This is a genomic window from Arthrobacter sp. CAN_A1 (assembly GCF_015751665.1).
Classification (GTDB): Bacteria; Actinomycetota; Actinomycetes; order Actinomycetales; family Micrococcaceae; genus Arthrobacter_D.
In genome coordinates this window covers 267,943-281,601 of record NZ_JADOUR010000003.1, presented here as the reverse complement: position 1 = coordinate 281,601, position 13,659 = coordinate 267,943, and the positions used below count along the sequence as shown (strand labels likewise).

Below are 13,659 nucleotides of genomic sequence, written 5' to 3'. Positions count from 1 at the left end.
GTTACAACTCCTGGGCAAAGCGGCCCTCGAGCCGCCGGAAGGTCCACTGGCCCAGAACGGTCACCAGCAGGGCGGTCACCAGTCCGATGGGGAGCCACATGTCGAGCAGGTTCGGAGGAGCAGCGATCGCGGGGTCGGTGAGCTCGGAGGTGGTGGGGAGCCAGAACGCGAAGTGGAACAACTCCACCGCAATGGTGAGCGGGTTTGCCTGGTAGATCACCAGGAGGACTGACGCGGTCCCCGCCGAAAATGCCGTCGCCAGCCCATCCCGGACCATGGTCCAGGTATAGAGCACTGGTGAGGCCCAGGTGGCGATCATCAACAGCATGTCGACGAAGTTCTCGCTGTCCCTGAAATACACGTTCGCAGCGCCGAAGAACAGGCCAAGTCCCGTGGCCAACAACGCCACAATCGTGAAACCCGCCACCGCGGCGAAGATCTGGAACACCCCGGGGGTCCAGCCAGCGAAAAGGCACGCCACCAGGAGCACCAGGAGTTGCGGCAGGAAGTGCACCGCGGACACCCACACCGAGGCCACGGGGAAGAGCTCCCGGGGCAGGTAGATCTTCTTGATCAGCCCTCCGTTGCCCACCACTGAGCGGGAGGCATTGCCGAGCGCCTCGTTAAAGAAGTTGATGAGAACAATCCCGGAGAACAGGTAAATCGCATAGTTCTCGGTGTTCCGGTTCATCCCCAGGAAGACTCCCAGCGCAAACCAGAACACCAGGAATTGCACTCCCGGTTTGACGTAGGACCAGAGGATCCCGAGCACCGAGCCGCGATACCTGACCTTGAGTTCCTTGGCGACCAGGAGCTTCAGGAGGAAGCGGGACCGCAGGACATCGCGGAGACCGGCACCCAGACCGGGTGTGGTGAGTTCGCTGGTGCTCAACCGCTATCCGCTCTTCTCGGAGTTTTCTTCGAAGGTCTTCTTCCACGCTTCAAAGGAGGTGATCTCCTCGGCTGCTGCCTTGTACCTGGCGCTCAGCTGCGGCCAGTTCCGGAGAATCTCGGCGTTCAGACGCCCAGCTTCGGTGAGCATCGCACGCAGCTTCTTGGGATCCCGCTGGTACCAGGATGCCCCGCTGCCCTCGGCGTTGGACACCACGGCACTGTCGTACTGCGACATCCGCCACCATTTGTTGTCCTGGTGGGCGACAAAAGCCTGCGGGCGTTCCCGGCTGGAGTCCTGCACCGGTTTGCTCAGCTGTCGGACGATGGTCTTCGCGGCCCAGGGCACCAGGGTGGCGTAGGACGGCGCGCGGAAGCCCTGCCCCTGCCGTGGCGGCTTGTCCATCCGTGCTCCCGGGAAAGCATCCGGGTCGGTCTTGAACTGGGAGTCGGGGAAGTCCTTGGTCATGCCGCGGATGTCGGTGAGCTTGGTTGGCAGGATCTCGTGGAGCTGCTCCGGGCCCTTGAGGATGTCCTGGAGGGCCATGATCCTGCCGCGGGCTGTGAAGTACTGCATGGAGATCAAGTGCTTGATGTCCATGTACCCTGATTCGCGCACCACGCGACCACCATGCTCATACGGGCTGTGGATCAGCGCAGCGATCATCCGGTTGCGGGTATGGAAGTAGGCCTGCCAGCCCACCAGGTCGTCCTTGTCGATCCAGGAGACGTGCCAGACCGCTGAACCGGGCATCGAGACCGTTGGGTAGCCTGCGGCCTTGGCGCGCAGACCGTATTCGGCGTCGTCCCACTTGATGAACACGGGCAGGGACAGGCCGATGTCCCTGATGACTGCTGTGGGAATCAGGCACATCCACCAGCCGTTGTAGTCGACGTCGACGCGTCGGTGCAGCCATGGGGTGTGGCGAAGGTTCGACCTGACGAAGTCGTGGCCCAGCACCTGGCCGGCCACCGGCTGGTCCGGCTGGAACCGCCACGGGTTTACCGTCTCGCCGAAGGTGTGCAGGACGGTCCTGTTGTACAGGTCAAACATGTGGCCGCCGACGATGGTCGGGGTTTTGCAGTGATCGGCAAACGTCAGCAGCCGGGCAATGCTTTCGGGCTCGATGACGACGTCGTCGTCTAGCAGCAATGCATAGTCGCTGCCGTTTTCAACTGCCTCGTACATGCCGCGGGCGAACCCGCCCGAGCCGCCCAGATTGGCCTGGTTGATGACCCGCAGCTTGCCGTGCAGTGCTGCCTCCACCTCGGCGAATCCCGGTTGGTCCGCGACCTTCTGGGTGCCCTGATCTACGACGAGGATTTCCTTGAGGGGAGCGAGCGACTCGGGGTGGTCGGCGAGGATAGCGAGGTTGTTCAGGCAGAAGTCGGGTTTGTTCAGGGTGGTGATCTCAAGGGTGATCGACCCCTGGTTCTCGACTGAGTGAGGCGCCTGCCACTCGGCCTCATCCAGGACCAGGCTGCCGGAGCCGGCGACCAGGTCGAACCAGTACCAGCCACCGTCGCCGAATGGCGCGAGGGACAGGTCGAAGGTGGTCACAGCCGACTCGGTGACTCGCTTGGTTTCGACGTGCTGCAGGGAACCCCGCGCGTTCGACTTGTACACGCTGATGCCACCGTCGCCCGTGGTGGCAACGCTGAGCCTGACGGACTGGACGGTGGTCCAGCGGCGCCAGTAACTGGCAGGAAAAGCGTTGAAGTAGGTGCCGAAGGACACCCGCTCGCCAGCCCTGACCAGGGTGGAGCGCCGGGACTTGAAGTCCTCTGCGTGGATCTCCTTGGCGTCGCCGCCGCGGGAGGATCCGCCGCCCTGGGTGGAGACGCTGCCGTCCATGGTGTTGAGCTGCACGCTGAGTGCACTTCCCGTATCCATGTAGAGCGGGGCAGTGTCCAGATCGCTCTGGTTGGGCAGGACAACGCGCTGCAGGGTTTGCCAGGCAGCTTCACTGGTGTGGGCTGTTGGTGTGGTGGCGGGGTTGCTCATGCGTCCACTCCTCCGCTTTCGAGCTTGGCGCCGGCAGTGAAGTGCGGCTTGAGTTTGTTGTCATACATCGACAGGGCCGACCCGATGGCCATGTGCATGTCAAGGTACTTGTAGGTGCCGAGGCGACCGCCGAACAGGACCGACTTCTCGCCCTTCGCCAAGTCGCGGTAGGCGCTCAGCTTGGACCGGTCCTCGCTGGTGTTGACCGGGTAATACGGTTCGTCCTCCTTCTCCGCGAACCGGGAGAACTCACGCATGATCACCGTGGCATCCTTGGTGTAGTCCCGTTCAGGGTGGAAGTGGCGGAATTCGTGGATCCGGGTGTAGGCGGCGTCCTCATCGGGGTAGTTCATGACTGAACAGCCCTGGAAGTCCTCAACGGGGAGAACTTCCTCCTCCAGGTCGATCGTCCGCCAGGACAGGTCACCCTCGGCGTAGTCGAAGTAGCGGTCCACCGGCCCCGTGTACACGACGGGGACCTGGCCCAGAGTGGCGGCGCGGGAGAACTCGTGGTTGTCGTCAAAGAAGTCGGTGTTGAGCTGCACGGTGATGTTGGGATGGTCGGCCATCCGCTCGATCCAGGCCGTGTACCCGTCCACGGGCAGACCCTCGTACTTGTCGTTGAAGTACCGGTTGTCGTAGGTGTAGCGGACGGGGAGCCGGGAGATAATCTCGGCCGGCAGGTCACGGGGATCGGTCTGCCACTGCTTGCCCGTGTAGTGCTTGATGAAGGCCTCATAGAGCGGCCGGCCAATGAGCTGAATGCCCTTGTCGTTGAGGTTCTGCGGGTCGGTTCCCGCGAGCTCCCCGGCCTGCTCCTGGATCAGGGCGCGTGCCTCGGCGGGACCGTAGGAGGCCCTGAAGAACTGGTTGATCGTACCCAGGTTGATGGGCATCGGGTACACCTCGCCCTTGTGGCTCGAGTACACCTTGTGGACGTAATTGGTGAACTCGGTGAACCGGCTGACGTAGTCCCAGACCCGCTCGTTAGAGGTGTGGAACAGGTGCGCACCGTAGCGGTGCACTTCGATGCCCGTCTGCGCTTCCTTCTCGCTGTAGGCGTTACCCCCAATATGGTGGCGACGGTCAAGGACCGCCACCTTCAGGCCGAGCTCGGTGGCCGCCCGTTCAGCAATGGTCAGGCCAAAGAAGCCCGACCCTACGACAACGAGGTCAACGTTCACAAACACTCCTGAATTGTTGGGGGCAGCGCCAGCTACTCGGCGCTCTGCCTGCACAAGATTACCGGAGAATCGGGGTGCGGCTTGTATTTGAGGCTGCGCGGGACGCGAACTGTTGAGCTAACTGCGGTCGACGCACCCGGTAAGGGTCAGTTGCCGCCGGCAGCTTCGATAGCCGTTGCGGCCTTCGCCCCCACGCTGGTCAGCGAGTAGTTGTTCTCAACCCATTGGGAGATGCGACGGCGTTCCGTGCTGTCCCGCGGCCACGCCAGCGCTGCCCTCATCGCTGAGGCGACCGCGGCAGCGTCCCAGTCGACGCTCAAGCCGAGCTTTTCCCCGGAGATGATGTCCCTCAGCGGTCCTACCCCCGCATAGATGACTGGTGTACCGCAGCTGAGGCTGACCAGGGCTTTCGTGGCGAAGGCGAAGTCGTAGCCGCGCGACGGACGCACCGAGGCCAGGCCGGCGACACTCCCCCGCAGCGCGGCGGACACCTGCCCGCCGTCGACATTTCCCCTGAATTCGATGGGGGCTGATGCCTCCTGGGCGCGGGTCCGCAAGGCTTCGAGTTCGACACCCTGGCCCAGCATCACCAGCCGGACGTCGGGGAATTCGTCGGCAATCCTGATGAATCCGTCGACAAACACGCCGGCGCCCTGAATCTCGGACATGGTTCCCGCGTAGACGAAGTAGCGGCCCGTGTCGCGGCCGGTCGGCCCGTCCAGGGTGAACTGGCCGGTGTCGACGCCGGTTCCCACATTCACAATCCGGTCGGACGGGCCCACGAGGGAGGCGACAGCGACTGAAACACCCTCGGACACCGTCAGGATTCGGCGTGCCTTGGACAGGGTCCAGCGTTCAATAGCGCGAAGCACCCGCACAACCGCCGGCGAGACGCCGATCCCTTCGGCGGCTACCGAGCTGACGTCGGCGGCAAAGTAGACGAAGGGCTTGCGCCGCAGGGCCGTAGCTACCCGGACGACGACGCCAGTAGTCGGCGGCGGCTCCACGACCACCAGGTCGAAGGCTGGGGCCGTCAGCAGCCTGAAGAACAGGGGAATGTCAAAGCTGGCGTACTGCACATAGCCGCGCACAGCTCCCGCCTTGTCCCGCAGGACCGGCCAGCGACGGACAGTCGGCGACGACTTTTTGCCGCCCGGCGACGAGGTGGTCAGCACGGTGACATGGTGGCCACGTCCTTCCAGGGCTTTCACCATGGCTGCCAACCGGAAAGCCGCTGCCCCCGTCTCCGGGGCATAGATACGCGTAGCGACGAGGATTCGAAGCGGCATACCTAGAGCTTTATCGTTGAGCCGGCGCGGGCGGATTCGATGATGGCTTCTGCGACGCGGAGGGTGTTGAGGCCTTCGCGCATGGTGACGATGGTGTTGGAGAGTCCGAGGACGGCGTCCCTGAAGGCCTCGTGCTCGGACCTCAACGGTTCGCGTTTGGTGAGGGCGAGACGGGTGATGTTTCCTTCGGAGACTCCCCTGAAGTTGGAGACCGCTTCCCATTCGGTGGTGATGGTGCCGTTCTCGAAGAACGTGAGATCGGCGGTGAGGGTGTCAGCGACGAACGCACCCTTTTCGCCGGTGACGACGGTGAGGCGTTCCTTCATGGGTGAGAGCCAGTTCACCAGGTGGGAGGTGATGACCCCGTTCTCCAGCTGGCAGGACGCGGTGACCATGTCCTCGTGCGGGCGGCCGGACCGGGTGCTGGTCAGCGCCGAGACGGAAGCGAAGGGTGACTGCGCCAGCCAGGCCGTCAGGTCAATGTCGTGGGTGCCGAGGTCCTTCACGACGCCGACGTCGGCAATCCGGGAGGGGAACGGGCCCTGACGGCGGGTGGCTATCTGGTAGACGTCGCCGAGGTCCCCGTTCTCAATTCTGGCCCGCAGGGACTGCAGGGCCGGGTTGAACCGTTCGATGTGCCCCACGGCACCGACCAGGTTTGCTTCCTCGAACGCATCGACAAGGCGCTGCCCGCCGTCGATAGTGGACGCGATGGGCTTCTCGACCATGGTGTGGATGCCCGCCGCAGCCAGGGCCAGACCGACTTCTTCGTGCAAGCCGGTCGGGACGGCGCACACGGCCATGTCGATGCCCTGGTCGATGAGTTCCTCGACCGAGCCGCAGACCGGGAGGGACCCGGCGACACCGTGCGGGTCCCCGAACGCGTCAGCGACAGCGACGAGTTCCAGGCCGTCGACTTCCCGGATCACCCGGGCGTGATGACGGCCCATCATGCCGAGCCCGATCAAGCCGACTTTCAGATCCGCCATGCTCAGGCCCCCGCCGTGGTCAACGCATTGACCGCTTCGACGATGCGTTCCAGGTCTTCCTGGTCCAGCGAGGGGTGCACCGGCAGCGACAGGACTTCCTGCGCGGCGATTTCCGTGTTGGGGAGGTCTTCTTCGCGCCTGAAGGACGGCAGACGGTGGTTCGGGATGGGGTAATAGACTCCCGAACCGATCTGGTAGTCCTCCTTCAATGCCGAGGCAAGCTTGTCCCGGGCGGAGGCGCCGCCGTCGACCCTTACCGTGTACTGGTGGTAAACGTGGTCGGCGCCCGGAGCGACGACCGGTGTGCCGACCCCGGTGAGGTGCTCGTCGAGGAACGACGCGTTGGCCTTCCGCTGAGCCGTCCAGCCCATCACCTTGGTCAGCTGGACCCGCCCGATCGCTGCGTGCAGGTTCGTCATGCGGGAGTTGAAGCCCACCAGCTCGTTCTCGTACTGGCGTTCCATCCCCTGGTTGCGCAGCAGGCGAAGATTACGTTCAATGGTCGCGTCACCGGTGGACACCATGCCGCCCTCGCCGGACGTCATGTTCTTCGTCGGATACAGCGAGAACATGGCGAAGTCCCCGAACGTGCCCACCTTGCGGCCGTCCAATCCCGCCCCATGCGCCTGCGCGGCGTCTTCGAACAGACCAAGGGAGTGCTTGTCGGCCAGGGTACGGAACGCAGCAATGTTGGCTGGGTGACCGTAGAGGTGCACCGGCATGATGCCCTTGGTCCGGTCGGTGATCAGCGACTCCACATGCGAGATGTCCAGGCAGTAGTGATCGAGCTCAATGTCAGCGAAGACCGGTGTCGCGCCGGTCAGGGCCACAGAGTTCGCAGTCGCGGCGAACGTGAACGACGGCACAATCACCTCGTCGCCGGGGCCGACCCCGGCAGCGAGCAGGCCCAGGTGAAGCCCGGAAGTCCCCGAGTTCACCGCTACCGCAGCCCGACCATCGAGCAGGACGTCGGAGAACTCTGTCTCGAAGGACGCCACTTCTGCGCCCTGCGCGAGCATTCCCGAGAGCAGCACTGCGTCCACTGCAGCCCGTTCGTCGTCCCCTACAATCGGCTTCGCTGCCGGAATGAACCCTTTACTCATGCCTTTACCCCTACTGGTTTCAGTGTTGAAATCACTGCTGTTGAAATCACTGCTGTTGAATCCGCTGCTGTCGAATCCGCTGCTGTCGTTTCTTCATACTTTTCCCCGGTGGCCGGGCACACCCAGGTGCCAGCCTCGTTGCGCAACGGGTGACCGGCCTTCCCGACCCAGCCGACCCGTTTCGCCGGGACCCCCACCATGAGGGCATACGCAGGGACGTCCTTGGTCACCACGGCACCGGCGGCCACGGTGGCCCACTCCCCGATCGTCACCGGGGCCACGCACACCGCGCGGGCACCAATGGAGGCGCCATCGCCGATCGTGACACCGACCGGTGTCCAGTCGTGGGCACTCTTGAGCTCACCATCGGGTGACACCGACCGCGGGTACGTGTCATTGGTCAGCACCACCGCGGGGCCGATGAACACACCGCGGCCCAGCGACGCCGGTTCGTAGACGAGAGCGTAATTCTGGATCTTGGAATTTGCGCCGATCCGGACCCCGGTACCGATATAGGCTCCCCGGCCCACGATGCAGTTCTCGCCCAGGACCGCGTCCTCACGCACTTGCGCCAGGTGCCACACCTTGGTTCCCTCGCCCAAGGTGGCCTGCGCCGAGACGTCAGCGCCGTCCGCTATGAAACTCATCGAGTCCTTCTTCCGTCGTGGAGCGCGTGTCGCAAGAGATCAGGCCTTGCCGATGACCCGGTACAGAACACCCTCCCAGTGTTCGGCCGAACTCACCCGACGCCCATCAATGAACGCCTTCACCCCGGGAAGGTCAGCAGGACCCAGAGCCGCGTACGACTTGTGGTTGGCCTGCACCACTGCGGCATCGATCGGCTCGCCCAGGTGGTACGCCTCGAAACCCAGCCGCTGCAGTTCCTCATCCGTGTACATCGGATCGTGGACCAACGCGGTGGCACCGCGGGCCTTCAGCGCGTCAACCGCGGCGAACACCCCCGAGAACGCTGTCTCCTTCACCTCACCGCGATATGCGGCGCCGAGCACCACCACCCGCGCACCCTGAAGGTCTCCGTACGCGCCCTCCAGGAGCCCGATCGTGTAATCCGGCATGCCCGCGTTCGCCTCACGCGCAGCACGGACCACCGTCGCGTCAGGGTCATTCCACAGGTACAACCGCGGGTACACCGGGATGCAGTGACCGCCCACCGCGATACCTGGCTGGTGGATGTGGCTGTAAGGCTGCGAGTTGGACGCATCGATGACCTGATAAATGTCAATGCCGGTCGCCGCTGCGAACCGGGCGAACTGGTTAGCCAAGCCAATGTTCACGTCGCGGTACGTCGTTTCAGCCAACTTGGACAGCTCCGACGCCTCAGCTGAACCCAAATCCCAGACGCCATTGCCCCGGGCCAGATCGGGCCGCTCGTCAAAGTCCAGGACGGCCTCGTAGAACTCGACGGCCGTCGCGGCGCCGGCCGGGGACAACCCACCCACCAGCTTCGGGTACTTCCTCAAATCCTCAAAAACCCGGCCCGTCAGCACCCGTTCCGGGGAGAACACCAGATGGAAGTCCTCGCCCTCAACCAGTCCGGAACCCGCCTCAAGCATCGGCTTCCACCGCGTCCGGGTGGTACCCACCGGAAGCGTCGTCTCGAATGACACCAGGGTGCCGGGTGTCAGGTGCTTCGCCAGCTCAGTCGTTGCGGCATCCATCCAGCCAAAATCGGGCTTGGCATCCTCGTCGACAAACAACGGAACCACCAACACCACAGCGTCAGCACCAGGGACTGCGTCACCATAGTCGGTGGTAGCCCGCAGCTTCCCCGCCGGGATCAGTTCCGAAAGCTTTTCCTGCAGATGAGCCTCACCGGGGAACGGCTCAACCCCCTGATTCACCAGTTCAACCACCTGCGCGTTGACATCCACGCCGACCACCTCGTGGCCCTTGGACGCGAACTGCACGGCGAGCGGAAGCCCGATTTTCCCAAGGGCAATAACAGCAATCTTCACGAAACAGTGACCTTCTCTAGTGGCAGGTAATGAACATGTCCAGCCGGACCCAGTAGTCAAGCCTATAGGCAGTCGGGGAAAAACGCCTGATCTGGGATTGTCCACATTCCCGTTCCCGACGGCGACCAGCGGGGCCGCTGGCGGATAGCCTCGGTCGCACCGATAGCAGATCTATCACCAAAGGATCACCGCATGCTACTCCATCTGACCCTGGTCGGGGGCCCTGGCAGTCCGCTGAAACCCACCGGACCGCCAGTTGAGCTGGTCGTTGATACCTCACTCGTCAGTTCACCCCAGGAGCTGATGGATGCTTTGCACAGTGACTTCGGCGTCGGGGAGTACACGGTGGCCGGTGAGCCGCTGGACTCGCTCACGTTCGGCGTGGCGCCGCTGGTGAACGGCTCGGTGGTTGTTGCGGGCGGGACGGGACCTCGCCAACGGGAGCGCGGCCCTAGCCGCTACGCCGGGCTGACCTTCGTCGTCTGCTCAGGACCGGACGCGGGGCAGTTGGTGGCCCTCCGGCGCGGCACGTTCTCGATCGGCAGGTCGGGCACCGACCTGGTGCTCGATGATCCCGAGGTCTCCAAGGTTCATGCCTACCTGACAGTTGAAAAGAACAGTGTCACGCTTCGCGACAACACCTCAGCCAACGGGACCTGGGTCGATGGTGTGCGGATTACCACCGTGCGGATTACCTTCCTTTCCGCCATCCAGGTCGGCGGAAGCCGTTGCCGCCTCGCCCTGCTGGACCAGCCTTCCTGTTCCAGCCCGGTCCCACACTTTACTGATCCGCTCGAGGTGGTGCGGCCGACTCCCCCCATGGCCACGACGCCGATGCTGGCTGCGGCACTATTTCCGTTGGCCCTCGGCATCGGGCTTGCCCTGTCCACCGGAATGTGGGGCTATCTGGGGTTCAGCCTGCTGTCAGCGTGGGCAGGCCTGGCCTCCCTGGCAGCGAGGCGGCGGGCCCTCCGCCTTTTCACGACCGCGGTTGCCGCAGCCTCTGACGAAGACCGCAGCCGAAGGATCGGTGCTGTGCGCGACACTGGGTCGTTGGCACTGTCAGCCTTCGCTTCGCCAGGTCCCGACCACCCCGACCACCCCGACCACCCCGACCACCCCGACCACCCCGACCACCCCGAGGCGGATGCTACCCACAGGTACCTGAGGCTCGGAGAGGGAGTGCAACCCGCTCATCTTGTGGTCAAACCACCCGATCCCACTTGGGCCCGCCCTCTCCTGGACGCCGTCCCGGTGATCATCGAACTCGCGACTGGCAGCACCGCGTCAGCGCCGCCCGAGGTCTATGTGTCGGGTTCCGATGCGGCAGTCCTCGGTCTCGCTCGAATGGTGCTCCTGCAACTCTGCGACACGCGGGGTGGGGTCGTGTGCGTAGGCTCGCCCGGCGAGTTGCCCCCCGAAGCCCGGTTCCTGCCGGGGATCACGCTGACGGGGACGCCGGCAGTGCTGGCTGCACCTTCCTCCGTCTCCTACCCGGTGGCAGTACTGCTCTTTAAATCTTGTGCACTAGGTACTGTGCCGTCGACGGGAACCGCAGGCATTTTCCGGTTTGGGTGCGGCCCCGCGGCCGATCTCCCCCCGCGCCAGCGCGGGGTGCAGCTAATTGTCGACCTTCACGGCAGCCGGGCCGAGCTTCGGGGCGGCGGGCAGGACATCAGCTTCCGACCGGATCTGGTGAGCAGCCGAACCTTCGGACGGATCGCCCGGGCCCTGGGCGGCCGATCAACCCTTTCCGCGAGCGCGGGTGACTCCGGGAATGGTGGAGATTCCGCCATGGTGGGGCGGATCAGTCTCGCCCAGTTGGTCCCGTCGTCGCCCACGCTCGTGGGGCAGGCCTGGGCCCATCCTGAGGCAGGTCTCCGCGCACCCATCGGTCGGGGCACGAACGGCACAGTGCTGTTCGATCTGGTCGCAGACGGCCCCCACCTCGTCATTGCCGGCACCACAGGCTCGGGCAAGTCGGAGCTCCTCCGCACCCTGATCCTGTCCATGGCCCTCCACCACGGTCCGGCCGACGTGAATTTCCTCCTCATTGATTTCAAGGGGGGTTCTGCGCTCCGGCCACTCATCGGCCTGCCGCATTCGGTTGGTCTGCTGACTGACCTCTCCCCGGCAGCAGTTGCCCGGGCGCTCGTGTCACTTCTCGCTGAGGTACGGCGGCGGGAAAACCTCTTCGCCCGGCATCTGGTCACCGATATTGCCGAGTGGCAGGCACATCAGGCGCAGGCACTGCCCCGCCTCGTTGTGGTGATCGACGAGTTCCGGATACTGCTGGAGGATGTCCCCGGTGCCGCACGGGACCTGATCCGCCTTGCCACCCTGGGACGCTCACTGGGCATCCATCTCGTCATGGCTACCCAGCGACCGCAGGGTGCGCTCGGACCTGACATCCGTGCGAATGTGACAGCAAGCATCGCCCTTCGGGTGGGATCGGCGCTGGAGTCCCAGGACATCATCGGATCGGCGGCGGCCGCTGCCATTCCCGTGGATGCGCCCGGGCGTGCCTTCCTGCGGGTGGGCACCGGGCCGACCGCCGAGTTCCAGGTGGCGTCGCCCGGCCCCGAGGAGCACGATGTCGTGGCGGGCGCGGGTATCAGCGACCTGCCCGCTCATCTGGGTCGACCGGTGCGCTCCACCGGGCGCGCGGCGGACCAGGGCCACCCGACGGACGGCATCGAACTGGTTGAGCGGTTGGCGGCTGCAGCAGTCGCCACCGCCGGAGTTGAGGTCACCGGGCCTGTGCACTACCCGGTTCTCCCGCCGCTCCCGGCGACGCTTACTTTGCCTTCCGACGTTGTCTGCCCACGGGGGGCGGTCCAGTTAGGGCTCCTCGACCTTCCCGCAGAGCAGTCCCAGCGCCCGCTTCTCTGGTGTCCTGAGGAGCAGTCCCATCTTGCGCTGATCGGCAACCCGGCCGGTGGCACTGCTGACGCCCTTGCCTCTGTGGTCGATCAGCTGCTGCGGCGGCAGCCTGACCGGCATCTCTACCTGCTGGACGGCGATGGCAGTCTCGGCTGGGCGGCCTCAGCACCCCAGGTGGGCGCCTTTGTGGGGGCGCATGAGCTCAAACGGGCGGCCCGTGTGCTCGGCCGCCTGGCCGAGCAGATCACCATCCGGCTCTCCGGGGCTCAGGACCGCGGTGACCGGAGCGCGGCCACCCCTGCGGTGACAGTTGTCATTTCCGGGTGGGGACGCTGGGTGAGCGCACTCCGAATCAGCCGTTGGGCATGGGCGGAAGGGCTGGTCCAGGATCTTGCCCGGGATGGCGCGCCAGCATCAATCACCCTGCTGATGTCTGGTGCACGCGAGCTGGCCGCGGGACAGGTGTTCCCCCTCCTGCCGAACCGCCTGTACCTGCCGCTGGGCGTAGGTCACGAGTTGCTGCTGGCGTGGCCAGCGCTCCCGCCCCTGGAGGCACTCCCGGGGCGCTGCGTGGCCTACGGCCCAGTCAGCAGCGCTTCGGGCACGGCGGGTGCTGTGGGCCAACTGGTTCTGGGCCCCGACCGGGCAACGGGCGCCAGCCCGGCCAGTGTGAGCCGGCCAGCCCAAGCACCCTTCAGAGTCTCGGCGCTCCCCGCGATAGTCAATGGCTCCGACGTCGCCGACGCTGCGACGCGGGGCCCGCCTCTGCGGGTGCCCATCGGTGTGGGCGGGGACGATCTGAAGGTGGTGTTTCTTGAGCTTCCCGGACGCTCGGTCTTCCTGGCGCTGGGGGGCCCGGGCTCGGGCCGCACCACCTTGATCGAACGGATCGCTGCCGCTGTACCCGATGGCATCGTGTGTCTCCGCCCGGGTGTGGAAGACCCCCCTGACGCCTATTGGAGGGAGATGGCGAGTGGTGGCTTGACCGGAGTATCGCCCGCCGATGCCGTGGTGCTGGTGGATGACGCGGATCAGCTCACCGTGGAAACCCAGCGCCACCTCGACGCATTGTTCGCTGCGGGTCACCGCCTCGTCCTTACTGCGATGGGCGGCTCGTCAATCCAGGCCAGGGTTCCGTTGGCGGCGCATGCCCGCTCGGCCCGGACGGGCATGGTACTCGCCCCGCACCAGCCCACCGACGGCGAGTTTTTCGGCGTTCGGCTGGACTGCGATCCCCGGCCCCACCCCGGCCGCGGGTTCCTGCTGGGCACCCGCGAGCCGCTTGAACTGCAGGTTGCGGTCGGGGGCTAGCCCCGGGGAGCCTGCCCGCGGTCAGTGG

9 protein-coding genes are annotated in these 13,659 nt (G+C 65.2%); 1 reads left to right on the top strand and 8 read right to left on the bottom strand.

Translation table 11 applies throughout. From position 1 onward, the window contains the following. Position 1: 1 nt before the first annotated feature. From IWX62_RS05695 to IWX62_RS05660, 8 genes are all read right to left on the bottom strand, one after another. Complete coding sequence (locus IWX62_RS05695) at positions 2-892, bottom strand: ABC transporter permease (RefSeq protein WP_196840398.1); 891 nt, start codon at positions 890-892, stop codon at positions 2-4. A 3-nt stretch (positions 893-895) separates the two neighbouring features. Continuing rightward, entirely contained in the window at positions 896-2,896 is a 2,001-nt protein-coding gene (locus IWX62_RS05690; RefSeq protein WP_196840397.1) for a glycosyltransferase, read from the bottom strand. Continuing rightward, the gene (gene glf, locus IWX62_RS05685; RefSeq protein ID WP_196840396.1) at positions 2,893-4,080 is read right to left on the bottom strand and encodes a UDP-galactopyranose mutase; all 1,188 of its coding nucleotides are present in this window, start codon (positions 4,078-4,080) and stop codon (positions 2,893-2,895) included. Before glf ends, IWX62_RS05690 begins: the two co-directional genes overlap by 4 nt. 146 nt (positions 4,081-4,226) lie before the next feature. Continuing rightward, positions 4,227-5,369: a glycosyltransferase gene (locus IWX62_RS05680; RefSeq protein WP_196840395.1), complete on the bottom strand. Its 1,143-nt coding sequence runs from the start codon at positions 5,367-5,369 to the stop codon at positions 4,227-4,229. 2 nt (positions 5,370-5,371) lie between these two features. After that, positions 5,372-6,358 carry a Gfo/Idh/MocA family oxidoreductase gene (locus IWX62_RS05675; protein ID WP_196840394.1) on the bottom strand — a complete coding sequence of 329 codons (987 nt, stop codon included), beginning with the start codon at positions 6,356-6,358 and terminating at the stop codon, positions 5,372-5,374. A gap of 2 nt (positions 6,359-6,360) precedes the next feature. Then, on the bottom strand, positions 6,361-7,461 hold the full coding sequence (locus IWX62_RS05670) for a DegT/DnrJ/EryC1/StrS family aminotransferase (RefSeq protein WP_196840393.1): 1,101 nt from the start codon (positions 7,459-7,461) through the stop codon (positions 6,361-6,363). Then, positions 7,458-8,108 (bottom strand): acyltransferase, encoded by a 651-nt coding sequence (locus tag IWX62_RS05665; protein WP_196840392.1) that lies wholly within the window; start codon positions 8,106-8,108, stop codon positions 7,458-7,460. Before IWX62_RS05665 ends, IWX62_RS05670 begins: the two co-directional genes overlap by 4 nt. 39 nt (positions 8,109-8,147) lie before the next feature. After that, the gene (locus IWX62_RS05660) at positions 8,148-9,437 is read right to left on the bottom strand and encodes a nucleotide sugar dehydrogenase (RefSeq protein ID WP_196840391.1); all 1,290 of its coding nucleotides are present in this window, start codon (positions 9,435-9,437) and stop codon (positions 8,148-8,150) included. Between the two features lie 192 nt (positions 9,438-9,629). Here IWX62_RS05660 and IWX62_RS05655 point away from each other — a divergent pair, with 192 nt between their 5' ends. Further along, entirely contained in the window at positions 9,630-13,631 is a 4,002-nt protein-coding gene (locus tag IWX62_RS05655; protein WP_196840390.1) for an FtsK/SpoIIIE domain-containing protein, read from the top strand. Positions 13,632-13,659: the final 28 nt, after the last annotated feature.

Excerpts from the sequence above, each read along its gene's own strand:
- IWX62_RS05690 (WP_196840397.1), bottom strand. The coding sequence starts at position 2,896 with ATGAGCAACCCCGCCACCACACCAACAGCCCACACCAGTGAAGCTGCC.
- IWX62_RS05680 (WP_196840395.1), bottom strand. The coding sequence starts at position 5,369 with ATGCCGCTTCGAATCCTCGTCGCTACGCGTATCTATGCCCCGGAGACG.
- IWX62_RS05675 (WP_196840394.1), bottom strand. The coding sequence starts at position 6,358 with ATGGCGGATCTGAAAGTCGGCTTGATCGGGCTCGGCATGATGGGCCGT.
- IWX62_RS05670 (WP_196840393.1), bottom strand. The coding sequence starts at position 7,461 with ATGAGTAAAGGGTTCATTCCGGCAGCGAAGCCGATTGTAGGGGACGAC.
- IWX62_RS05665 (WP_196840392.1), bottom strand. The coding sequence starts at position 8,108 with ATGAGTTTCATAGCGGACGGCGCTGACGTCTCGGCGCAGGCCACCTTG.
- IWX62_RS05655 (WP_196840390.1), top strand. The coding sequence starts at position 9,630 with ATGCTACTCCATCTGACCCTGGTCGGGGGCCCTGGCAGTCCGCTGAAA.